Annotated in this window: 18 protein-coding genes, 1 tRNA gene and 2 rRNA genes; 17 read left to right on the forward strand and 4 right to left on the reverse strand. The window is 48.8% G+C overall.

Annotated features, from left to right (window positions below):
* Nucleotides 1–291 carry an RNA-binding S4 domain-containing protein gene (locus tag QWY22_RS00295; protein ID WP_300982465.1) on the forward strand — a complete coding sequence of 97 codons (291 nt, stop codon included), beginning with the start codon at nt 1–3 and terminating at the stop codon, nt 289–291.
* 57 nt (nt 292–348) lie between these two features.
* Here QWY22_RS00295 and argF read toward each other — a convergent pair whose 3' ends face one another.
* The 3 genes from argF to QWY22_RS00310 are packed head-to-tail and all read right to left on the reverse strand — an operon-like array spanning nt 349 to nt 5,454.
* Nucleotides 349–1,299, reverse strand: coding sequence for an ornithine carbamoyltransferase (gene argF, locus QWY22_RS00300; RefSeq protein ID WP_300982466.1), 951 nt, complete (start codon nt 1,297–1,299; stop codon nt 349–351).
* Nucleotides 1,296–4,391: a carbamoyl-phosphate synthase (glutamine-hydrolyzing) large subunit gene (gene carB, locus QWY22_RS00305; protein WP_300982467.1), complete on the reverse strand. Its 3,096-nt coding sequence runs from the start codon at nt 4,389–4,391 to the stop codon at nt 1,296–1,298. The genes argF and carB overlap by 4 nt, the downstream gene beginning before the upstream one ends.
* On the reverse strand, nt 4,384–5,454 hold the full coding sequence (locus QWY22_RS00310) for a carbamoyl phosphate synthase small subunit (protein ID WP_300982468.1): 1,071 nt from the start codon (nt 5,452–5,454) through the stop codon (nt 4,384–4,386). Before QWY22_RS00310 ends, carB begins: the two co-directional genes overlap by 8 nt.
* A 299-nt stretch (nt 5,455–5,753) precedes the next feature.
* Here QWY22_RS00310 and QWY22_RS00315 point away from each other — a divergent pair, with 299 nt between their 5' ends.
* The 3 genes from QWY22_RS00315 (at nt 5,754) to QWY22_RS00325 (ending at nt 7,309) form a co-directional block, all read left to right on the forward strand.
* Nucleotides 5,754–6,164 carry an FtsB family cell division protein gene (locus QWY22_RS00315; RefSeq protein ID WP_300982469.1) on the forward strand — a complete coding sequence of 137 codons (411 nt, stop codon included), beginning with the start codon at nt 5,754–5,756 and terminating at the stop codon, nt 6,162–6,164.
* Between the two features lie 114 nt (nt 6,165–6,278).
* Entirely contained in the window at nt 6,279–6,710 is a 432-nt protein-coding gene (locus QWY22_RS00320) for a S1 domain-containing RNA-binding protein (protein WP_036802157.1), read from the forward strand.
* A 110-nt stretch (nt 6,711–6,820) separates the two neighbouring features.
* On the forward strand, nt 6,821–7,309 hold the full coding sequence (locus QWY22_RS00325; RefSeq protein WP_300982470.1) for a DinB family protein: 489 nt from the start codon (nt 6,821–6,823) through the stop codon (nt 7,307–7,309).
* A 28-nt stretch (nt 7,310–7,337) separates the two neighbouring features.
* Here QWY22_RS00325 and QWY22_RS00330 read toward each other — a convergent pair.
* A tRNA-Met gene (locus tag QWY22_RS00330) sits at nt 7,338–7,411 on the reverse strand.
* A 118-nt stretch (nt 7,412–7,529) separates the two neighbouring features.
* On the opposite strand from QWY22_RS00330, the gene tilS reads away from it, so the two are divergent.
* The 13 genes from tilS to QWY22_RS00395 all read left to right on the forward strand — a co-directional run bounded on the left by tilS (nt 7,530) and on the right by QWY22_RS00395 (nt 23,953).
* Nucleotides 7,530–8,942 carry a tRNA lysidine(34) synthetase TilS gene (tilS, locus tag QWY22_RS00335; protein WP_300982471.1) on the forward strand — a complete coding sequence of 471 codons (1,413 nt, stop codon included), beginning with the start codon at nt 7,530–7,532 and terminating at the stop codon, nt 8,940–8,942.
* 10 nt (nt 8,943–8,952) lie between these two features.
* Entirely contained in the window at nt 8,953–9,504 is a 552-nt protein-coding gene (gene hpt / locus QWY22_RS00340; RefSeq protein ID WP_036802159.1) for a hypoxanthine phosphoribosyltransferase, read from the forward strand.
* A 120-nt stretch (nt 9,505–9,624) separates the two neighbouring features.
* Nucleotides 9,625–11,634, forward strand: a complete 2,010-nt coding sequence (ftsH, locus tag QWY22_RS00345) for an ATP-dependent zinc metalloprotease FtsH (RefSeq protein ID WP_300982472.1) — start codon at nt 9,625–9,627, stop codon at nt 11,632–11,634.
* Between the two features lie 149 nt (nt 11,635–11,783).
* Nucleotides 11,784–12,545: a type III pantothenate kinase gene (locus tag QWY22_RS00350; RefSeq protein WP_300982473.1), complete on the forward strand. Its 762-nt coding sequence runs from the start codon at nt 11,784–11,786 to the stop codon at nt 12,543–12,545.
* 28 nt (nt 12,546–12,573) lie between these two features.
* A complete protein-coding gene (hslO, locus tag QWY22_RS00355; protein WP_300984298.1) occupies nt 12,574–13,455 on the forward strand; it encodes an Hsp33 family molecular chaperone HslO in 882 nt (293 codons plus the stop codon).
* Nucleotides 13,439–14,389, forward strand: a complete 951-nt coding sequence (locus QWY22_RS00360) for a peptidyl-prolyl cis-trans isomerase (RefSeq protein ID WP_300982474.1) — start codon at nt 13,439–13,441, stop codon at nt 14,387–14,389. The genes hslO and QWY22_RS00360 overlap by 17 nt, the downstream gene beginning before the upstream one ends.
* Before the next feature lie 131 nt (nt 14,390–14,520).
* The gene (cysK, locus tag QWY22_RS00365) at nt 14,521–15,462 is read left to right on the forward strand and encodes a cysteine synthase A (protein ID WP_300982475.1); all 942 of its coding nucleotides are present in this window, start codon (nt 14,521–14,523) and stop codon (nt 15,460–15,462) included.
* Between the two features lie 163 nt (nt 15,463–15,625).
* Nucleotides 15,626–16,405 carry a dihydropteroate synthase gene (gene folP / locus QWY22_RS00370; protein ID WP_300984299.1) on the forward strand — a complete coding sequence of 260 codons (780 nt, stop codon included), beginning with the start codon at nt 15,626–15,628 and terminating at the stop codon, nt 16,403–16,405.
* Complete coding sequence (gene folB, locus QWY22_RS00375) at nt 16,405–16,770, forward strand: dihydroneopterin aldolase (RefSeq protein ID WP_300982476.1); 366 nt, start codon at nt 16,405–16,407, stop codon at nt 16,768–16,770. Before folP ends, folB begins: the two co-directional genes overlap by 1 nt.
* Nucleotides 16,767–17,246, forward strand: coding sequence for a 2-amino-4-hydroxy-6-hydroxymethyldihydropteridine diphosphokinase (gene folK, locus QWY22_RS00380; protein WP_300982477.1), 480 nt, complete (start codon nt 16,767–16,769; stop codon nt 17,244–17,246). Before folB ends, folK begins: the two co-directional genes overlap by 4 nt.
* A gap of 158 nt (nt 17,247–17,404) precedes the next feature.
* The gene (lysS, locus tag QWY22_RS00385; RefSeq protein WP_300982478.1) at nt 17,405–18,889 is read left to right on the forward strand and encodes a lysine--tRNA ligase; all 1,485 of its coding nucleotides are present in this window, start codon (nt 17,405–17,407) and stop codon (nt 18,887–18,889) included.
* 392 nt (nt 18,890–19,281) lie between these two features.
* Nucleotides 19,282–20,831: ribosomal RNA gene (locus tag QWY22_RS00390) — 16S ribosomal RNA — on the forward strand.
* Nucleotides 20,832–21,018: 187 nt separating this feature from the next.
* Nucleotides 21,019–23,953, forward strand: a 23S ribosomal RNA gene (locus tag QWY22_RS00395).
* The 16S and 23S rRNA genes sit together here, the layout of an rRNA operon.
* Nucleotides 23,954–24,069: the final 116 nt, after the last annotated feature.

The raw sequence follows: 24,069 nt of genomic DNA on the forward strand, positions 1-24,069 counted from the left end.
ATGCGACTCGATAAATTTTTGAAAGTGTCCCGTTTGATCAAACGCCGGACGCTCGCTAAACAAGTGGCCGACCAAGGCCGCATCACCATCAATGGCACAAAAGGAAAAGCCAGTTCCGTGTTAAAAGAAAACGATGAACTGCAAATCCGTTTTGGCCAAAAAGTAGTAACAGTAAGGGTAGAACAATTAAAAGAAAACGCAAGAAAAGAAGAGACTGCCAATATGTACACCATCTTGAAAGAAGAAAAGCTTGAAAAAGTGGAACCTGAATTCATCGATGACGAAGCGTGAGAGTTGAAAAAAGCGGTTCCGGAAGCCAATGCTTCCGGAACCGCTTTTTTGTATGGATTAGTTTGCCATGAGTGCAACAAGCAGCGCTTTTTGTGCGTGTAAGCGGTTTTCAGCTTCCTGGAAGACAACGGAATGCGATCCTTCCAAAATGCCGGTAGTCACTTCTTCTTCCCGGTGTGCCGGCAAGCAGTGCATGAAGATGTAATCTTCGTGGGCATGTGCGGCAAGCGCTTCGTTGACTTGGAATCCTTTGAAATGCTCCATGCGTTCAAGTGCCTCTTGTTCCTGCCCCATGCTGGCCCAGACGTCGGTGTAGATGACGTCACAGTCTTTTACGGCTTCTACCGGATCTGTCGTTACGTGAACGTTGGCGCCTGTTCCTTGGGCGATTTCCTGGGCCAGTGCCACCATTTCGGGTTTGGGTGCATATTTCGCAGGAGCCGCGATGGAGATGTCCATCCCCACTTTAGCAGCGCCGATCATCAACGAGTTCGCCATATTGTTGCCGTCTCCGATATAGGCCATTTTTTTGCCGGCAGCTGTACCGAAATGTTCCTGGATAGTCAGCAGGTCAGCAAGTACCTGGCAAGGGTGAAAGTCATCCGTCAGGCCGTTGATAACGGGCACAGAACTATGCTCGGCCAATTCCATGACGGTGTCCTGATGATACGTGCGAATCATGATGCCGTCCAAATAGCCGGATAGCACTTTTGCCGTGTCGGCAATGGTTTCACCGCGTCCCATCTGGATATCGCGGGTGCTGAGGTGCATGGCATGCCCGCCAAGCTGAAGCATGCCTGCTTCAAATGAAACGCGTGTGCGGGTCGATGATTTTTCGAAAATCATGCCGAGCACTTTGCCTTCCAATAAAGGCAAGTATTTGTTTTCCGGTTTTTTTAAGTCGGCTGCCAGCGACAGCAAATCCAAAATTTCAGCGGAACTGTAATCTTTTAACGATAACAGATGGTTTTGAACGAGTTGCGGTGCGAGCGGCAATGCAATGGTCATTTAACAAGCACTCCTTTCGTTGATCCGTAAATGGCCTTGACGTGTTCTTGAAAAGCAATAACCGTTTCTTTGCGCGTCCACACATGCAGTCGGTGGATAGCGGCTTGTGCAGCTTGGCTGGCGTCCGGGTCCGGCGTCAGATCGATATAAGCTTTTTTATCGGCAGTTTTCAGCCATTGCTCAAAAGGCAGGCTCGCTTCGGTGCAGAAACTGAAACCATGCTGCTCCCAGAACTGTGGGTCGATTTGCGCCAAGGAAGCTTCGGTGATGAAGACCGTGCCGCCGCCTTGAAGGGCGGCCAATTGCTGGGAAGCACCGTCAAGCGCTTTTTGCATGGCAACGGCCGAATCCGTGCTTTGGCCGATGACTTCGCCGGTCGACATCATTTCAGGAGACAGCACCGGCGACAATCCAGGGAGCTTAATATGGGAAAACACGGGTGCTTTCACGGTATATTGCGGCTGCCCATTGTATTGTTCTTCAATGCCGAGTTCGTTAAACGGGGTACCAAGCATCAACGCGGTTGCCAGCTGGACAAGCGGAACGTCTGTTGCTTTTGAGCTGATCGGTACGGTGCGGGAAGCCCGCGGATTGATTTCCATGACGTACAGCTGGTCGCCTTCATAGACAAACTGGATGTTGAACAAGCCGGTGTACTTCATGCTGCGGGCAATGTGCTCGGCAGTGGCCGTAAGCTTCTCCAGCGCTTGTGCAGTCAGTGAAATAGGAGGCGTGATGGAAATGCTGTCGCCTGAATGGACGCCTGTGCCTTCGGTATGTTCAAACACAGCAGACACCCAGACGTGTTCACCGTCCGTTAGAATATCCGCTTCCACTTCTTTGCCGGTGATGAAATGGTCCACGAGAACCGGGAATTCCATCGCGGTATGCGTGAGCCATTGTGTAAGCTCCGCTTCATTGTGCAGCACGATCATGCCTTTGCCGCCGATAACGTAGGAAGGACGAAGGAGCACCGGATAGCCTAGCTTTGCGGCATAACCTGGAACTTCTGCTGCCTTGTTTGCCGTAAAGCTTGGAATGACCGGAAGTCCGGCCGACTCCAAGAACGAATAAAAGCGGTCGCGGTCTTCCATCTGATCGAGCAAATCGGCGCTCGATCCAAGCACGGTAATGCCGGCATCTTCCAATTGAGCCGCCACATTCAGCGAAGTCTGGCCGCCGAATTGGACAATGACTTGCGTGATGCCTTCAAAATCCAGCACGTTTAAAATATCTTCCGCCGTCAACGGTTCAAAATACAAGGCGTCGGCAATCTCATAATCGGTGCTGACCGTTTCCGGATTGTTGTTGATCATTACAGCTTCATAGCCCAGCTTTTGCAATGCCAGCACGCTGTGGACACAGCAATAATCAAATTCAATTCCTTGGCCGATTCGAATGGGGCCGGAGCCGATGACCGCCACTTTTTTAGCGTTCAGTGCACGTGCATCAGAAGAACCTTTCCAAGTGGAATACAAATAATTTGTCTGTGAACGGAACTCCGCCGCGCATGTGTCGATCACGCGGTAAGCGGGAAGCAAATTCCAGCTTTTGCGTTGCCCCCAGACTTCCGAAACAGGAATGGACCAAAGCTTGGCAAGCTGCTGATCGCTGAAGCCCAAAGTTTTTGCCTGAAGGAGACGGGCATGCGTCATGGTGTTCCAGGTTTCTGTCTGCAGCTTGCGCCATTCCTCCACAATGCGGTTCAAAACAAATAAGAAGTAAGGGGAGATGGCCGTCATTTCGTGCAGCTGTCCCGTGCTTTTGCCCCGAATCATTAATTCGAATAACACAAAAAGCCTGCGGTCATCAGCTTCGATGGCCAATTTCTCCAATTCGGCATCCGCCATATCGGAAAGAGCCGGCAATCGGAAGCCGTCCAGCGGAATATCCAAAGAACGGATGGCTTTTTGGAAAGCGGCTTCCATGCTGCGTTCAATCGCCATCACTTCGCCTGTCGCTTTCATTTGCGTGCCGAGTTTGCGGTTGGCCGTCTGGAACTGGTCAAATGGCCAGCGCGGAATTTTCACCACGACATAGTCAAGCGCCGGTTCGAAACTTGCGAATGTGGTGCCAGTCACCGGGTTTTTCAATTCGTCGAGCGTATAGCCGATCGCCAGCTTGGCTGCAATTTTGGCAATCGGATAGCCGGTCGCTTTCGATGCCAGTGCGGACGAACGGCTGACACGCGGATTCACTTCGATTAAATAATAAGCGGAAGTTTCCGGGTGAAGCGCAAACTGCACGTTGCAGGCGCCGATAATTCCTAACGCTTCGATAATGTTGATGGAAGCAGTACGCAGCATATGGTATTCCCGGTCAGTCATCGTTTGGCTCGGTGCGACTACGATTGAGTCGCCGGTGTGGACGCCGACAGGGTCCATGTTTTCCATGTTGCAGACGGTGATGCAAGTGCCATTCGCGTCGCGCATCACTTCGTATTCAATTTCCTTGTAGCCGGCAATGCTTTTCTCGACCAGGCATTGATGGATGGGGCTGGCACTGAGCCCTTGGGTCACAAGTGTTAAGTAGGCAGTCTCGTCCTGAGCGATGCCGCCGCCAAAGCCGCCAAGGGTATAAGCGGGGCGGACGATCAGCGGATAGCCGGCCTGTGCGGCAAAAGCCAAAGCGCTGTCCGTTGAATAAACGATGTCGCTGTCGGGCACAGGTTCATCTAGTACGTTCATCAGCGAGCGGAATTGCTCCCGGTCTTCGGCTTGCTTGATCGATTTGATATTGGTGCCAAGAAGCGAGACACCATATTTGGATAAAACGCCTGAATCGGAGAGAGCCATCGCTAAATTTAAGCCGGTCTGGCCGCCAACTGTCGCGAGCAAACCATCTGGGCGTTCTTTTTCAATGATGGCAGCCACGCTGTTCACCGTGAGCGGTTCGAAATAAACTTTGTCCGAAACCGTCTTGTCGGTCATGATGGTCGCGGGGTTGTTGTTGACAAGAATGACTTCGATGCCTTCTTCTTTTAAAGCGAGGCAAGCTTGCGTGCCGGAATAATCGAATTCAGCTGCCTGGCCAATAACAATGGCGCCCGAGCCGATCACCAGCACTTTTTTTACGTCCTGTTTTTTAGGCATGGATTTTCACCTTCTTTTTCTGTTGTATCGTGGAAAGGAATTGGTCGAATAATTGAAGGTGCTCAGCCGGTCCGGGAGCAGCTTCCGGATGAAACTGCACTGTCAATACTGGAAGTTCCGGATGCTGAAGCCCTTCGACGCTGCCGTCATTGACGTTTTGATAGAGAACCGACAGCGGCGTTTCTCCGATGCTGGCATCTTCTACAACGTAGCTGTGGTTTTGGGAACTCATCGAGACTTTTTGTGTTTCTATATTGATGACGGGGTGATTGGCTCCCCGGTGGCCGTAAGCCAGCTTAGTCGTCTTGGCGCCAAAAGAGGACGCCAACACTTGGTGCCCCAGGCAAATGCCGAATGTCGGATAGCGTTCTGCCCAGTCACGGTATGTAGGAAACAGAGGTGTGAGGGCTGCCGGGTCGCCCGGTCCGTTTGAAAACAGCAGGCCGTCCAGTTGAAGCTCGTCCAGTTTTGTTGTCGGCAAGGTGTGGGGGATGATGCTTACTTTGCAGTCCCGCTTCAGCAGTTCATCCAAAATTGAGGATTTGTACTGAAAATCGACCAGGCCGATATGAACGTTTCCATTGCCGATCACTTGGATGTCTTCTTCCGGCATGCTGTTTGAAAAGAAATTGGTTTTCAGTGGTTTCCAGAAATCCGGAACGGAAAAGCCAGGACCCATATAGGCGGGCATCGTGCCGAATTCGCGGACGGTTTGGATGACAGACCGTGTATCTACACCGCTAATAATCGGTACCTGTGCATTTTCCGCAAACTCACTTAAAGTCATGGCGCCTTTTTCAACCGGTCCTTCGTATAATTCCGCGACCACAATGCCGGCAGCCTGGATTTTCCCCGATTGGACATGAGCGGCTTGAATGCCGTATTGGCCGATCAATGGATATGAAAAAACGATGATTTGTCCTTGATAAGAAGGGTCGGTTAATACTTCTTCATAGCCGGTCATGCCGGTGTAGAAGACGATTTCCCCTTGAATGCCGCTTGTTTTGCCATGCCACTTCCCTTTAAATGATTCGCCGTTTGAAAGCGAGAGCAACCCTGCCATACGTTCACACTCCATTCATTTATTCAATAATAATGTATATTTATTAATTGAGTTATACAGGAATATCATAATAAATCTTTATTTCATTGAATATTAAGATAGTAACTCATATTATAAACTGCATAAAAATTAAGTCAATAGAATTTTTATTAATAATAATAAAGTGTAATTCTAAGGAATGTGAAGGGTTTTTGCGAAAGGCAGGGAAAATTCGGAAAATCTTCTGTACTTTAGGGTTTTCGAGCCTTGGTGTTATCGTGTATAATGGCTACAAAGTAACCGAAGGGGGGGAACAAGTCGTGAATTTGAAGAAAGAGAAAAAAGTGGAAACCGGTGAAGTCACTTCAATTCGCAATGACTATGTCCGCTCGGTTGAACGGCGGGAAGCTCATAAAGTCCGCTTGATGAGAAGGCTGTCGGTTTTTGCAGTCATCGTGGTCATGGCGAGCATTTGGATTGGCACCACCATTTATGCCCAATCCCAGACCATTTCAGAAAAAGAGCAAGCGCGTGAGCAGGCTTTAGCAGAACTGGAAGCGGTGGAGCAAGAACAAGCCCAGCTGAACGAGCAGATTCTGTTGTTGAATGACGATGAATATATCGGAAAAATGGCGCGGAAAGAATACTTCTTATCAGAAGATGGGGAGATCATTTTCACCGTTCCTGAAGATAAATCAAAAAGCAAAGAAAAAGAGGATGAAAAAGAGTAGTCAGTTGACACTCTTTTTTTGATGGTTATAATAAAAAGTGGGAAGAGTCCCGTTATAATAAGCATATGGCCCAAATCGGTGTCATCTTAATTTTTAAGGAGGAGCATTTTTTTTATGTCGATTGAAGTAGGCAGCAAGTTAGAAGGTAAAGTAACAGGTATTACAAATTTTGGAGCATTCGTTCAGCTTCCGACTGGTGCAACAGGCCTCGTGCATATTAGTGAAGTCGCCGACAATTATGTCAAAGATATCAACGATCATCTAAAAGTAGGCGAAATGGTCGAAGTCAAAGTGATGAATGTGGAAGCAGACGGCAAAATTGGCCTCTCTATCCGCAAAGCTAAACCTCAGCCAGAAGGCGCTCCACAGCGTCCAGAACGCCCGCAGCGTCCTCGCCCAAGCAACAACCGTTCATTTGAGCGCGCGCCTAAAGAGAATTTTGAAACAAAAATGGCGAAATTCCTGAAGGAAAGTGAAGAGAACATGACTTCATTGAAACGCGCAACAGAATCCAAACGTGGTGGCCGCGGCGCAAGAAGAGGATAACTTGCTAGCTGTTTTAATAGCATAAGGAAATGCTTCAACGCAGCTCAACAATTTAAAGTAGAACGCTTCTCAATCCGGGGAGCGTTTTTTTTATCAACAAAGTCAGGAGTGTGAGAGCCATCAGGAAAGAACAAGTTCTAGAAGCGTATCAAGAATATGAAATCTACCTGGCTTCCTTGAATACGGCCTTAAAAACCGAAGCGGATGCGCACACGCCGATCGCCCAAGGCAAATGGTCACTTGCTGAGATGATCCTGCACTTGGCGGAATGGGACCGGTTTATCCGGGAAGAGCGCCTGCCGCTGCTGAAAGCCGGAGCGGAAGTCGCGCCTTTTCCGGATGTCGACGCTTTTAACGCAGCTGCGGCAGCGCCTGCCAAGCAACTGGCGTTTTCGGAAGTGTTGGCTCATGCCCAAAAGGAACGGGCGCTCCTGGCGAAGGACATCGAAGAATTGGATGAAATCCAGTGGAATGCGGCTTTTAAAGTTGCCAGCCGTGAAACGACGGTGTCTTCTTATGTAGCGGGATTCCTGCAGCATGATGCCCATCACCGCGGCCAAATTGATGAATTTTTGCATAAAAAAAGCAGCATCCTTTGAAAGGATGCTGCTTTTCATCAATCTATAATGGCGGCAGAGGGGATCGAACCCCCGACCTTACGGGTATGAACCGTACGCTCTAGCCAGCTGAGCTACGCCGCCTTGTTTAAACGAACATTTAATATCATACTATCGAACATTTAAAGTGTCAATTGCAATTTGAAAAGTTTTTTCGGGAAAGCTTATAATTATAAGGAAGAACAGCAAACGAGGTGTCCGCATGAAGAAATTCCACAAGAAAATGATGGATTATATAAAAAAGCATCGTTTGCTTGTGCCGGGGGATAAGGTGCTTATCGGCTGTTCCGGCGGCATCGATTCGCTGGTGATGCTGCATTTTTTGAAATCGAATGAACGCCTTCTTGGCATTTCTGTCTGTGCGGTCCATGTCAACCACATGCTCCGGGGAGAAGAATCGCTGCAAGACCGCTTGTTTACCGAAGCGTTTTGCCAGGCCATGCAAATTCCTTGCTTTAGCCGGGATATTCCGATTCCGGGCATTCTGGAAAGGGACGGCGGCAATAAGCAGCAGGTTTGCCGGCAACAGCGATATGCCTATTTCAAGGAAGTCATGGAAGAAATGAGTGCAGCGAAACTCGCGACAGCGCATCATGCAGATGATCAGCTTGAAACCATTTTAATGTCGGGGTTAAGAGGCACGCTGCAATATGGAAGTTTTGGCATTCCGCAGCGCCGCCCTTTTGGAGGGGGGGAGCTGATCCGGCCGATGCTTGCGGTTAACCGGGAAGAAATTGAGCAATACGCAAAAGAACATGCCCTTGTGCACCGGGAAGACCCCAGCAATGCAGAAGAACTCTATACAAGAAACCGGCTGCGCCATACCGTGGTGCCGCTGCTGAAAAAAGAAAACCGGATGGTTTCGGAACAATTTGCCGAATTGGCGGGCATGATGCAGCAAGATCAGCAGTTTTTAATGGAGCTGGCTGAAGAAAAGCTGCACCGGATGATCCGCTATGAGGACAATGGCCTTGGGCTTTCGGCTGAAAGTTTTAGCAAAGAAGCACTTGCTTTACAAAAAAGAATGGTTCTACTACTATTAAACTATCTATATAATGAACAGCAAGTCGTAATCACAAGGCAGTTGGTCGAACAAGTGCAGGAAGTGATGCAAGGTTCAGCCGGTACTGTTTTTTTACATTTGCCGCAAAATTGTATGATGGTTCGCCAATACGACTCGGTTTTTTTCAGCCGCCATCCGATTGGAGAAGCCGCGGATCAAGAAGTTTCTTCCATTTCAGCTGAATGGTCGAGGGAATTAAAGGGGTATCGCTACAAGGCAGTTCCACTACCTCTTGCGGAACCCGCAAAAGGCTGCGTGTTCTGGTATTTTTCTTCAAACGGCGGAATCCGGTTGCTTGCAAGAAGCCGCAAGCCTGGCGACCGCATTCAGCTTCCCGGAATGGAACATTCGAAAAAAGTGGCGCGCTTGATGATTGATGAAAAAGTACCTCTCGCTTTGAGAGGTGACTGGCCGGTCATTGCGACTGAAAATGACGAAGTATTGTTTGTGCCAGGTTTGCGCCCGTCAAATTTCTTCAGCCGGGTAAAGCGCGATGAAGATAACTGGGTATTGATAGAACAAAAAGTTAAGATCGCAAAAAGCGGATTATAGGAGGTCCACCATGCTAGAGAAAGACATTGAAGAAATATTAATCTCAGAAGAACGCCTGCAGGAAAAAGCGCGGGAATTAGGGGAAACATTGACCCGTGATTATCAGGACAAATACCCGTTGGCAATTGGGGTATTAAAAGGCGCCATGCCATTTATGGGAGATTTGATGAAACGTATTGACTGCTACGTAGAAATGGACTTTATGGATGTTTCGAGCTACGGCAATGCGACGGTTTCTTCAGGAGAAGTGAAAATCGTAAAAGATTTGAATACCAGCGTGGAAGGCCGCGATCTTCTTATCATTGAAGATATTATTGACAGTGGATTGACACTCAGTTATTTGGTGGATCTATTTAAATACCGGAAAGCAAATTCGATTAAAATTGTTACGCTTCTTGATAAGCCGTCAGGCCGGAAAGTAGACTTGAAAGCGGATTATATCGGATTTGAAGTGCCGGATGCATTTGTTGTCGGATACGGCCTGGATTATGCAGAAAAGTACCGCAACCTGCCTTATATCGGGATTTTAAAACCGTCGGTGTATAGCGAAGACCAAGAATAGTCAACAGAAGTTCACAAACCGTTAATTCAGTAGGGAAGCCAAGAGCTTTTCGTTGTATGCTGAAATGTTCCTATGTTAGTATTTAGTATAGTTTTGGGAAACTTTGTGAGGAGGCTTGGAATGAATCGAATATTTCGATACACCATATTTTATTTACTGATTTTCCTAGTGATTATCGGGATTTTGGGAACGTTCAACAACAGCGCCCAACCGACTGAAAATATAGGATACAACGACTTTTTGGAGGCATTGCAAGATGGAACCGTCACTGAAGTGACCATCCAGCCGGATGCCAATGTTTACGAAGTAACAGGGAAACTTCAAGGCTATGACGAAAACCAGTCATTTGTTACGAATATTCCAATGGAAAATGAAGCAGTGATAACAAAAATTGATGAAATTGCCACAGATCAGGGAGTCGACGTTGACTACTTGAAAGCTCCGCAGACAAGCGGCTGGGTTTCTTTCTTCACAGGGATCATTCCATTCATTATTATCTTCATTCTTTTCTTCTTCTTGCTGAACCAATCACAAGGCGGCGGTGGCGGCCGAGTGATGAACTTCGGGAAAAGTAAAGCGAAGCTGTATGACGACCAGAAACACAAAGTCCGCTTCAACGATGTTGCTGGAGCAGACGAAGAGAAACAGGAACTTGTCGAAGTTGTTGATTTCTTGAAAGATCCACGCAGATTCGCCGATATCGGCGCACGCATTCCAAAAGGGATTTTGCTTGTAGGGCCTCCGGGTACCGGTAAAACCTTATTGGCTCGTGCAGTTGCCGGTGAAGCAGGCGTGCCGTTCTTCTCCATCAGTGGTTCGGATTTCGTAGAGATGTTTGTCGGAGTCGGGGCTTCCCGGGTTCGTGACCTTTTCGAAAACGCGAAGAAAAATTCTCCGTGTATCATTTTCATCGATGAAATTGATGCAGTTGGACGCCAGCGTGGAGCTGGTCTTGGCGGCGGACACGATGAGCGTGAACAAACATTGAACCAATTGCTTGTTGAAATGGATGGCTTCGGCGCAAACGAAGGCGTCATCATCATTGCAGCAACAAACCGTCCGGATATTCTGGATCCTGCTCTTCTGCGTCCTGGCCGTTTTGACCGCCAGATCACAGTTGGCCGCCCAGACGTTAAAGGACGCGAAGAAGTATTGAAAGTCCATGCACGCAATAAGCCGCTTGATCCGACAGTGGATATGAAAGCAATTGCGCAGCGTACACCTGGATTCTCAGGTGCGGATCTAGAGAACTTATTGAACGAAGCGGCACTTGTTGCAGCTCGCCGCAGTAAACTCAAAATTGATATGTCCGATATTGATGAAGCAACAGACCGTGTAATTGCAGGTCCTGCTAAAAAGAATCGGGTCATTTCGAAAAAAGAACGCAATATCGTGGCTTTCCATGAATCTGGACATACAGTCGTAGGTCTAATTTTGGATGACGCGGACATTGTCCATAAAGTGACCATCGTTCCTCGCGGACAAGCCGGCGGATACGCCGTCATGCTTCCAAGAGAAGATCGTTACTTTATGACGAAACCGGAATTGCTGGACAAAATTGCTGGATTGCTCGGCGGCCGTGTAGCTGAAGATATTATCTTCGGTGAAGTGTCAACCGGCGCCCATAATGACTTCCAGCGTGCAACAGCGATTGCGCGCAGCATGGTTACAGAATACGGGATGAGCGATAAGATCGGACCGATCCAATTCGGTCAGGCACAAGGCGGGAACGTCTTCCTGGGCCGCGACTTTAACTCAGAACAAAACTACTCGGATGCGATTGCGTTTGAAATCGACCAAGAAATCCAACGCATTATCAAAGAGCAGTATATCCGTACAAAAGAAATTTTGACTGAAAACAAACATCTTCTTGATTTGATTGCTACAACATTGCTTGACGTTGAAACATTGGATGCTGCCCAAATTCTTCACTTGAAAGAACACGGCACGCTTCCTGAACGTTCATACGAAGCATTGAATGGCGATTTTGAAAAAGAAGGCGTGGATTTGACGAAGGATGAAACTCCTGACGTAACAGGCGCTCCTAATGATCCATCATCAGGAGATTTGCCGAAAGAAGGAAGTACTTCCGGAAGCGCTTCAGGCCCGATTCAAGAAGAACGCAAATAAGCAAAACAACTAAAGCTGTCTGTTCCCTCAAAGGGACGGGCAGCTTTTTTATTATCCCGCTCTCTTTATATAGGTCCTAACGCTTTTCTTATTTCTCTGAAAATATGGTATGATGTTTTGGAAAATCCTGAATAAGCGAGGGCGCAATTATGATTTTAGTAATGGATGTCGGAAACACCAATATTGTATTGGGGGTTTACGGCCAAGATCGACTTTTGCACCATTGGCGCTTGGAAACAGACCGCCACAAAACAGAAGATGAATTCGGCATGCAGTTGAAAGCGCTGTTAACTGATGCTGGATTAGCGTTTGCTTCGATCAATGGCATCATCATGTCTTCAGTTGTTCCGCCGATCATGGCGGCTTTGGAACGGATGTGCCAAAAATATTTCCACATCAAACCATTGATTGTGGGCCCGGGTGTGAAAACCGGCTTGAATATAAAATACGACAATCCGCGGGAAGTAGGTGCGGACCGGATAGTCAATGCGGTCGCTGCCATTGAAGAATACGGGGCTCCGTTAATTATTGTGGATTTTGGGACAGCAACTACCTACTGCTATATCAATGAGCACCGGCAGTATATGGGAGGTGCCATTGCCCCGGGCATCAACATTTCAACCGAGGCTTTGTATAGCCGGGCATCGAAATTGCCGCGCATCGAAATTGCCCGGCCAGCCAGTGTTATAGGAAAAAATACGGTGTCTGCTATGCAGTCCGGAATTGTCTATGGCTATGTGGGACAGGCAGAAGGCATTGTGGCACGCATGAAAGCGGAGAGCAAACAGCAGCCGAAAGTGATTGCAACCGGAGGCATGGCTCCGCTGATTGCCGATGAATCCGCAGTTATTGATAAAGTGGATCCTTTTTTAACACTGAAAGGACTTTATTTAATTTACAAGCGTAACTAAGCGCAATGAGAAAGGAACGATGATGGATATGGGAGATTATTTAGTGCGAGGACTGGGCTTTAATGGCAGTGTCCGCGCTTTTGCAGTCGATACAACTCAAACAGTGGCAGAGGCGCAAAAGCGCCATATGACCTGGCCGACTGCTTCGGCAGCCCTCGGCAGAACAATGACGGGCGGCGTAATGATGGGCGCCATGCTTAAAGGGGACAACAAAGTCACCATCAAAGTGGACGGCAATGGCCCTCTCGGTGCAATCCTGGTGGACAGCAATGCCAGAGGCGGAGTGCGGGGCTATGTCACCAACCCGCAAACGCATTTTGAGTTGAACGAAAAAGGCAAATTGGACGTGCGCCGTGCTGTAGGGACGGAAGGCATGTTCGCAGTTGTGAAAGACTTGGGGCTCCGGGACAATTTCACGGGCCAAACGCCGATTGTTTCCGGCGAAATCGCTGAAGACTTTACGTACTACATGGCCATTTCAGAACAAGTGCCTTCTTCGGTAGGGCTTGGTGTGCTGGTGGATACGGATAACTCGATTCTAGCAGCAGGCGGCTTTATTGTTCAATTAATGCCAGATACAGATGACGAAACGATATCCAAAATTGAAGCACGCCTCTCCAGCATCGAACCGGTTTCAAAAATGATTCAGCGCGGCTTGTCCCCTGAAGAAATTTTGGAAGAAGTGCTTGGAAAGGGAAATATTCAAATACTGGAAAAAATGCCGGTGAAATTCGAATGCAATTGCTCGAAAGAACGGTTTGCTGCGGGCATCCTCGGGCTTGGACAGCATGAAATTCAGAACATGATCAAAGAAGACGGCATGGCGGAAGCACAATGCCATTTCTGCCTGGAAACCTATCGTTATTCTAAAGAGGAGTTGGAATCTTTCATCGATGAGCTCAAATTATAATCGGAGACGCCCTACTGCACCTCCGGCAACCACATCTGCAGGGCGCCCTAAAAAAAGACTGAAATCCGGACCGCTTTTGTTCATGATCCTTGTGCTGTTTATCGCCAATCTTTTATGGTTTATTGCCTGGCTGATTCCCAATGCCCCTGAAAACACCGAAGAAGTCGCTTCGGTCAGTGGTGAAGCTATTACCCAGGGAGAGTGGATGGCAGCGATGGAAGAACAATACGGCCGCGATGTATTGCTGGAAATGGTTAACCAAAAAGTGATGGAAACGGCAGCAAAAGAATACGACATTAAGGTCAGCGAGAAAGAAATTGAATTGGAATTGGCGATGCTTCGCTCCGGACAGGACCGTACCGAATCCACTTTGGCCGGAGATGATCCAGAATTGTTGAAGGACAAAGTGAAAGCCCGATTAATCCTTGAAAAAGTCCTGACCAAAGATATTGTGATAAAAGAAGACAAAATCGAAAAGTTCTATAAAGAAAACCAGTCGCTTTATGATGTGGAAGATGCATACCGCACGCGCATGATTGTGGTAGATTCCGAAAAAGATGCGGAAGAAGCTCTTTCTGAACTGGAGAACGGTTCTTCATTTGAAGCGCTAGCACGTGAACGTTCCCTTGATACAGCAACCGGAAGCTTGGGCGGCGACATCGGCTACATTTCCGCCGATCAAAACTCGGTAGACCCGGCTATTGCCGAAACGGTCACTTCGGTAAAAGTGGATGGCTACTCAGATCCGCTCAAGCTGAAAGACGGCCGCACCGCTATTATCTCGGTGACGGAAAAAGCAAAAGGGCAAACATTTTCATTCAAAGAAGTTAAAGATCACATCAGCCGCGAACTGGCACTTGAGCAGCTGCCCCAGTCTGTAACACCGGAAGCGTTTTGGAAAGAGTTTGACGCTGAATGGTTTTACGGGGAATAACGAAAAGGCATTTCCTCCGGGAAGTGCCTTTTTTCTCATAATTCGTACAGTTTGACATTAAACAATTAATATTGATACGATAAAGGGAGTATAATGCAGATAAAACTACTAGGAATTAGGAGTGTTGAAAAATGGCGCGTATTGGAAATTCTATAACTGAATTGATCGGGCAAACCCCTATCGTAAAATTAAACCGTATGACGGGTGCTGAAGATGCAGACGTATATTTGAAATTAGAATATTTTAACCCTGGCAGCAGCGTAAAAGACCGTATTGCATTGGCTATGATTGAGGCGGCTGAAAAAGAAGGAAAGCTAAAAGAAGGCGACACCATTATCGAACCGACAAGCGGCAACACCGGCATCGGCTTAGCCATGATCGCAGCAGCAAAAGGCTACAAATCAGTTCTGGTAATGCCGGAAACGATGAGCATGGAGCGCCGCAATCTTCTGCGCGCTTACGGAGCGGAACTTGTATTGACTCCAGGGCCGGACGGCATGAACGGACCGAATGGGGCTATCAAGACGGCTGAAAAACTAGCTAATGAAAACGGCTGGTTTATGCCGCAGCAATTTAAAAACGAAGCGAATCCGGAAGTGCACCGTTTAACGACGGGACCTGAAATCGTCGAAGCGATGGGCGATCAGCTGGATGCATTTATTTCAGGAATCGGAACAGGTGGAACCATTACAGGAGCCGGTGAAGTATTAAAAGAAAAGTATCCGGATATCCACATTGTAGCTGTGGAACCGACAGACTCGCCGGTGCTTTCTGGCGGCAAACCGGGACCGCATAAAATCCAAGGGATCGGGGCAGGTTTTGTACCGGATATTTTGGATACAGAAATCTACAGCGAAATCATCCAAGTGACAAACGACCAATCGTTTGAAGCGGCCCGCAAGGCAGCACGTGAAGAAGGCATCCTTGGAGGAATTTCTTCAGGGGCAGCGATTTACGCAGCGCTTCAAGTGGCGAAGCGCCTTGGAAAAGACAAAAAAGTATTGGCGATCATTCCGTCAAACGGCGAACGTTACTTGAGCACACCGCTTTATCAATTCGAAGAAAACAATTAAATTTGAATCTAAAAGAGCATGCCTTGTGCATGCTCTTTTATTGTGGCGATTTTCAATACGCGTTAAGATAAGGGCAGCGACGGAGCTATTTCCCGGGAAATAGAAATTACAGAACTGGAAGGTGGAAAAATTGACAATCAACTTCAATGAAAAAACTTGGGTGATGGGTATTTTAAACATCACTCCAGACTCCTTTTCAGATGGCGGCAGCTATTCGACTGTGGAGCAGGCGGTAGACCGAGCCAAACAAATGGTGGCAGACGGAGCAGATATTATTGACGTGGGCGGCGAATCTACCCGTCCAGGCTATACGCTGATTTCTGATGAAGAAGAAATCGGACGTGTAGTTCCGGTCATTCGGGCTTTGGCGAAGGAAGTGGACGCTTATATTTCAATCGATACATACAAAGCAGCGGTGGCCGACGCGGCCGTTGAAGCCGGAGCCCATATCATCAACGACATCTGGGGCGCAAAATACGAGCCGGGAATCGCCAAAGTAGCGGCGAAGCGAAATGTGCCAATTATTTTGATGCACAACCGTAACGAAGCGTTATACATGGATTTCTGGACAGACGTTAAGCAGGATATAGACGAAAGCATTCAAATTGCACTGGAGGCTGGAGTTTCAAAAGAGCAGATTTGGCTCGATCCGGGCATTGGTTTCGGCAAGACAACATACCATAACATTGAAATGATGCGGCACCTGGATCAGTTTGTTGCCCTTGGCTATCCGGTCTTGCTTGGAACTTCCCGCAAATCGTTCATTGGAAAAGTGCTCGATGTCCCGGTAAGTGAAAGACTGGAAGGATCGCTTGCCACTGTTTGCTACGGAGTAGAAAAAGGCTGTCAGATTGTGCGCGTCCACGATGTGAAAGAAACAAGCCGCGCTGTCCGTATGCTCGATGTATTAACCGGCAAGCAAACATACAAAGGAGTGGAGTAATGGATTATATTCATGTGAACGATATGGAATTTTACGGGTACCACGGAGTGTTTCCTGAAGAAACAAAATTGGGCCAGCGATTTCGTTTGACGGTTTCGCTTGCGGTTGATTTGAAAAAGGCTGGAGAAACAGACGACCTCGTGCATACTGTCCATTATGGGGAAGTTTACGAAGTGTGCCGCCGTATTGTGGAAGGTGAGCCGAAAAAGCTGGTGGAAGCGGTGGCGGAAGACGTGGCTGCAGGCATCCTTTCTCAATTTCCGCTCGTGAAAGGGATTCGTGTGCAAATGATTAAACCGGATCCGCCGATTCCAGGCCATTACAAGTCGGTTGCCATTGAACTGACGCGAGGAGAATTTGCATGAATGAAAGTTATTTATCGCTCGGCTCGAACATGGGGGACCGGCTGGACATGCTCAAGCAAGCAGTCCGGATGCTGGCGGAACATCCATCGATTGACGTAGCAGCGATTTCTTCCCTCTACGAAACAGAACCGGTAGGCTTTACCGAGCAGGAACCCTTTCTAAATATGGTAGTCCATGTCCGGACAAAACTTCCGGCACTGGAATTATTGGAAGTCTGCCAGGAAGTGGAACAAAAACTTCAGCGCAAGCGGATCGTGCGGTGGGGGCCGCGGACAATTGACCTTGACATTTTATTGTATAATCAAGACAATATGGAATCAGAGCGGCTCATCGTTCCGCACCCTCGGATGCACGAACGGGCTTTTGTTCTGATTCCTTTATTAGAAGTGAATCCGTCATTAGCGACCAATCCTCCGAATCCGGAAGGTGTCCAGCTATGGAAAACTTACGAAGGTGTCGATGCATTTCTGCGGTAGAACTGGCAGAACGTTAAGCTTTGAGCAGTAGGGTTTAATTTTGAAAGACAAGCTGCCATGATTTTGTGGCAGCTTTTTTATGTCTAACGAATAGAAATTGTGTACAATAGATAAATACACGAACGAGCGTGGTTTTTAAATACAAAGGAGTGTAGGACATGTCAGAAGAGTTAAATGATCAAATATTGGTGAGACGCCAAAAAATGCAAGCTTTTCAAGATCAGGGAATCGATCCATTCGGCGCGCGTTTTGAACGCACCCATTCTTCAGAGGATATCATCAGTCAATACGGCGAGCTGTCTAAAGAGGAACTTGAAGAAAATCCGCATGAAGTAGTAATAGCAGGCCGCATTATGACGAAGCGTGGAAAAGGGAAAGCAGGCTTTGCCCATGTTCAAGATTTAAAAGGCCAAATCCAAATTTATGTCCGTAAAGATGCAATCGGTGACGAAGCCTATGACTTATACAACACAGTAGATTTAGGCGACATCCTGGGCGTGAAAGGAACAGTCTTCAAAACAAACGTTGGGGAATTATCCATTAAAGCGAAAGAAGTGACGTTTTTAACAAAAGCGCTTCGTCCGCTTCCGGAAAAATTCCACGGTTTAAAAGACGTAGAGCAACGCTACCGCCAGCGCTATTTAGACTTGATCACAAGTGAATCTAGCAAAGAAACGTTTATTTTGCGCAGCCGCATCATCCAATCGATGCGCCGCTACCTGGATAACCAAGGGTTCCTAGAAGTGGAAACGCCGATGCTGCATTCCATCGCAGGGGGAGCGGCAGCCCGTCCGTTCATTACACATCACAATGCTCTGGATATGGAACTATATATCCGTATCGCTATCGAGCTGCACTTGAAGCGTTTGATTGTCGGGGGATTGGAGAAAGTATATGAAATCGGCCGTGTCTTCCGTAATGAAGGAATCTCTACCCGCCATAACCCGGAATTTACAATGCTTGAATTATATGAAGCGTATGCAGACTATAACGACATCATGGCTCTAACTGAAAACTTGATTGCACATGTTGCACAAGAAGTCTTTGGAACAACTACTGTTCAATACGGTGAAGATGAGATCAACTTGGCACCAGGCTGGAAACGTCTGCACATGGCCGATGCCGTCAAAGAATATACCGGAGTCGACTTCTGGAAGCAAATGTCGAAAGAAGAAGCTCAAGAACTTGCCAAAGAGCACGGCATTGAAATTAAACCTACTATGGAAGTAGGCCATATCTTAAACGAATTCTTTGAACAGAAAGTAGAAGAAGAATTGGTTCAGCCTACTTTTGTATACGGACACCCAGTGGAGATTTCTCCGTTAGCTAAGAAGAATCCGGAAGACGAGCGCTTTACGGACCGTTTTGAATTGTTTATTGTCCGTCGTGAGCATGCGAATGCTTTTACCGAGTTAAATGATCCGATCGATCAGCGCCAGCGCTTTGAAGCTCAATTGGTTGAAAAAGCAGAAGGCAATGACGAAGCGCATGAAATGGATGAAGACTTTATTGAAGCATTGGAATTTGGTATGCCGCCTACAGGTGGTCTCGGAATTGGAATTGACCGCTTGATTATGTTGTTAACGAATTCGGCTTCTATTAGAGACGTTTTATTGTTCCCTCAAATGCGTCCGCGCGACTGATTTGTATGATCGAGGACGTCGTAATAAGAGATGAACAGGTCGACTCAAAATCAATATTGGTTTTGAGTCGATTTATTTTTAAAAAAGTGTTGCATGAATCGGGGAGTAATGATATATTAGTTGATGTCGTGTTTTTCAGATTTAAAACACACGAAAAAATATTTGAAATTTATTATTGACTTCTCAAAAAGAAGCTGGTAATATTGAAAAGTCGCCAATGAGCGGCACACAAAACATGAACCTTGAAAACTGAACAGCAAAACGTCAACAGATAGCAACGGCCGCGCAAAACGGCCCGCGCAAATGTACTGATCAGGCTTCGGCCAGATCAAGCGACTCGTGCGTTCTTCGGAACGGCGAGACGCCAGCAGAATTTGAGCAATCGGTTCTCTATAATGGAGAGTTTGATCCTGGCTCAGGACGAACGCTGGCGGCGTGCCTAATACATGCAAGTCGAGCGGAACACTTGGAGCTTGCTCCAAGCGTTTAGCGGCGGACGGGTGAGTAACACGTGGGCAACCTGCCCTGCAGATCGGGATAACTCCGGGAAACCGGTGCTAATACCGAATAGTTTGACCTCCCTCCTGGGAGGTTACGGAAAGACGGTTTCGGCTGTCACTGCAGGATGGGCCCGCGGCGCATTAGCTAGTTGGTGGGGTAACGGCCCACCAAGGCGACGATGCGTAGCCGACCTGAGAGGGTGATCGGCCACACTGGGACTGAGACACGGCCCAGACTCCTACGGGAGGCAGCAGTAGGGAATCTTCCGCAATGGACGCAAGTCTGACGGAGCAACGCCGCGTGAGTGATGAAGGTTTTCGGATCGTAAAACTCTGTTGCGAGGGAAGAAACCGTGCCAATTAACTACTGGCACCTTGACGGTACCTCGCCAGAAAGCCACGGCTAACTACGTGCCAGCAGCCGCGGTAATACGTAGGTGGCAAGCGTTGTCCGGAATTATTGGGCGTAAAGCGCGCGCAGGCGGTCCTTTAAGTCTGATGTGAAAGCCCACGGCTCAACCGTGGAGGGTCATTGGAAACTGGGGGACTTGAGTGCAGAAGAGGAAAGTGGAATTCCATGTGTAGCGGTGAAATGCGTAGAGATGTGGAGGAACACCAGTGGCGAAGGCGACTTTCTGGTCTGTAACTGACGCTGAGGCGCGAAAGCGTGGGGAGCAAACAGGATTAGATACCCTGGTAGTCCACGCCGTAAACGATGAGTGCTAAGTGTTAGGGGGTTTCCGCCCCTTAGTGCTGCAGCTAACGCATTAAGCACTCCGCCTGGGGAGTACGGCCGCAAGGCTGAAACTCAAAGGAATTGACGGGGGCCCGCACAAGCGGTGGAGCATGTGGTTTAATTCGAAGCAACGCGAAGAACCTTACCAGGTCTTGACATCCCGCTGACCGCCCTGGAGACAGGGCTTTCCCTTCGGGGACAGCGGTGACAGGTGGTGCATGGTTGTCGTCAGCTCGTGTCGTGAGATGTTGGGTTAAGTCCCGCAACGAGCGCAACCCTTGATCTTAGTTGCCAGCATTCAGTTGGGCACTCTAAGGTGACTGCCGGTGACAAACCGGAGGAAGGTGGGGATGACGTCAAATCATCATGCCCCTTATGACCTGGGCTACACACGTGCTACAATGGACGGTACAAAGGGCTGCCAACCCGCGAGGGGGAGCCAATCCCAGAAAACCGTTCTCAGTTCGGATTGCAGGCTGCAACTCGCCTGCATGAAGCCGGAATCGCTAGTAATCGTGGATCAGCATGCCACGGTGAATACGTTCCCGGGCCTTGTACACACCGCCCGTCACACCACGAGAGTTTGTAACACCCGAAGTCGGTGAGGTAACCCTTGTGGAGCCAGCCGCCGAAGGTGGGACAGATGATTGGGGTGAAGTCGTAACAAGGTAGCCGTATCGGAAGGTGCGGCTGGATCACCTCCTTTCTAAGGATAATCTCGGAACGGAGCTTACGCTCCGGTTGACGTTTTGCGTTCAGTTTTGAAGGTTCACCTTCGGCGATGCCGAGTTGGAACTTCAAACTTGTTCTTTGAAAACTGGATATGACGACATTGAAACAACGAAAACAAGCAACACGAGTGATGAGACCGATTTATCGGTCGACTTTCTAATGGTTAAGTTAGAAAGGGCGCACGGTGGATGCCTTGGCACTAGGAGCCGAAGAAGGACGGCACTAACACCGATATGCTCCGGGGAGCTGTAAGTGAGCTTTGATCCGGAGATTTCCGAATGGGGGAACCCACCGCCTTTAATGGGGCGGTATCCATGTGTGAATTCATAGCACATGAGAAGGCAGACCCAGGGAACTGAAACATCTAAGTACCTGGAGGAACAGAAAGCAAATGCGATTCCCTGAGTAGCGGCGAGCGAAACGGGATCAGCCCAAACCAAGAGGCTTGCCTCTTGGGGTTGTAGGACACTCAATACGGAGTTACAAAAGAAGCGGTTAGGCGAAGCGACCTGGAACGGTCCGCCACAGTGGGTAACAGCCCCGTAGCCGAAAATCGCTTCCCTCCTGAGTGGATCCTGAGTACGGCGGAACACGTGAAATTCCGTCGGAATCCGGGAGGACCATCTCCCAAGGCTAAATACTACCTAGTGACCGATAGTGAACCAGTACCGTGAGGGAAAGGTGAAAAGCACCCCGGAAGGGGAGTGAAACAGATCCTGAAACCGTGTGCCTACAACTAGTCAAAGCCCGTTTATGGGTGATGGCGTGCCTTTTGTAGAATGAACCGGCGAGTTACGATTGCATGCAAGGTTAAGGTGAGAAGCCGGAGCCGCAGCGAAAGCGAGTCTGAATAGGGCGAATGAGTATGCAGTTGTAGACCCGAAACCAGGTGATCTACCCATGTCCAGGGTGAAGGTAAGGTAACACTTACTGGAGGCCCGAACCCACGCACGTTGAAAAGTGCGGGGATGAGGTGTGGGTAGCGGAGAAATTCCAATCGAACCTGGAGATAGCTGGTTCTCTCCGAAATAGCTTTAGGGCTAGCCTCAAGATTGAGAATCCTGGAGGTAGAGCACTGTTTGGACTAGGGGCCCATCCCGGGTTACCGAATTCAGACAAACTCCGAATGCCAGTGATTTATGCTTGGGAGTCAGACTGCGAGTGATAAGATCCGTAGTCAAGAGGGAAACAGCCCAGACCACCAGCTAAGGTCCCCAAATATCCGTTAAGTGGAAAAGGATGTGGCGTTGCTTAGACAACCAGGATGTTGGCTTAGAAGCAGCCATCATTTAAAGAGTGCGTAATAGCTCACTGGTCGAGTGACACTGCGCCGAAAATGTACCGGGGCTAAACGGATTACCGAAGCTGTGGATGGACATCTCAGATGTCCGTGGTAGGAGAGCGTTCTAAGGGCGTCGAAGCGGGACCGGAAGGATCCGTGGAGCGCTTAGAAGTGAGAATGCCGGTATGAGTAACGAAAGACGGGTGAGAATCCCGTCCACCGAATGCCTAAGGTTTCCTGAGGAAGGCTCGTCCGCTCAGGGTCAGTCGGGACCTAAGTCGAGGCCGATAGGCGTAGACGATGGACAACAGGTTGATATTCCTGTACCACCTCCCCGCCGTTTGAGCAATGGGGGGACGCAGAAGGATAAGGCGAGCGCGCCGTTGGTTGAGCGCGTCCAAGCAGCAAGGTGGGAAACGAGGCAAATCCCGTTTCCGCAAACATTGAACTGTGACGGCAAGGGGCATTGCGCCCTGGAGTCCCTGATTTCACACTGCCAAGAAAAGCCTCTAGCGAGGCGGGAGGTGCCCGTACCGCAAACCGACACAGGTAGGCGAGAAGAGAATTCTAAGGTGAGCGAGTGAACTCTCGTTAAGGAACTCGGCAAAATGACCCCGTAACTTCGGGAGAAGGGGTGCTCTGGTAGGGTGTATAGCCCGAGAGAGCCGCAGTGAATAGGCCCAGGCGACTGTTTAGCAAAAACACAGGTCTCTGCAAAACCGTAAGGTGACGTATAGGGGCTGACGCCTGCCCGGTGCTGGAAGGTTAAGGGGAGTGCTTAGCGCAAGCGAAGGTGCGAACTGAAGCCCCAGTAAACGGCGGCCGTAACTATAACGGTCCTAAGGTAGCGAAATTCCTTGTCGGGTAAGTTCCGACCCGCACGAAAGGCGTAACGATCTGGGCACTGTCTCAACGAGAGACTCGGTGAAATTATAGTACCTGTGAAGATGCAGGTTACCCGCGACAGGACGGAAAGACCCCGTGGAGCTTTACTGCAGCCTGATATTGAATTTTGGTGCAACTTGTACAGGATAGGTAGGAGCCAGAGAACCCGGAGCGCCAGCTTCGGGGGAGGCGTCGGTGGGATACTACCCTGGTTGTATTGAAATTCTAACCCACGCCCCTGATCGGGGCGGGAGACAGTGTCAGGCGGGCAGTTTGACTGGGGCGGTCGCCTCCTAAAGAGTAACGGAGGCGCCCAAAGGTTCCCTCAGAATGGTTGGAAATCATTCGCAGAGTGTAAAGGCACAAGGGAGCTTGACTGCGAGACGTACAGGTCGAGCAGGGTCGAAAGACGGGCTTAGTGATCCGGTGGTTCCGCATGGAAGGGCCATCGCTCAACGGATAAAAGCTACCCCGGGGATAACAGGCTTATCTCCCCCAAGAGTCCACATCGACGGGGAGGTTTGGCACCTCGATGTCGGCTCATCGCATCCTGGGGCTGTAGTCGGTCCCAAGGGTTGGGCTGTTCGCCCATTAAAGCGGTACGCGAGCTGGGTTCAGAACGTCGTGAGACAGTTCGGTCCCTATCCGTCGCGGGCGCAGGAAATTTGAGAGGAGCTGTCCTTAGTACGAGAGGACCGGGATGGACACACCGCTGGTGTACCAGTTGTTCCGCCAGGGGCATCGCTGGGTAGCTATGTGTGGCCGGGATAAGTGCTGAAAGCATCTAAGCACGAAGCCCCCCTCAAGATGAGATTTCCCATTGCGCAAGCAAGTAAGATCCCTCAAAGACGATGAGGTAGATAGGTTCGGGGTGGAAGCGCAGCGATGCGTGCAGCTGACGAATACTAATCGATCGAGGACTTAACCAAACACCGTTGTTTTCATATGTCGCATATCCAGTTTTGAAGGCACAAGCCGCAGGTTTTTTGAAAAAAAAGCTTGCAATACCTTGTAGACTTGGTATAATAAAACTTGTCTTTCAAAA

The sequence above is a fragment of the Planococcus liqunii genome (assembly GCF_030413595.1).
Lineage (GTDB): Bacteria > Bacillota > Bacilli > Bacillales_A > Planococcaceae > Planococcus > Planococcus liqunii.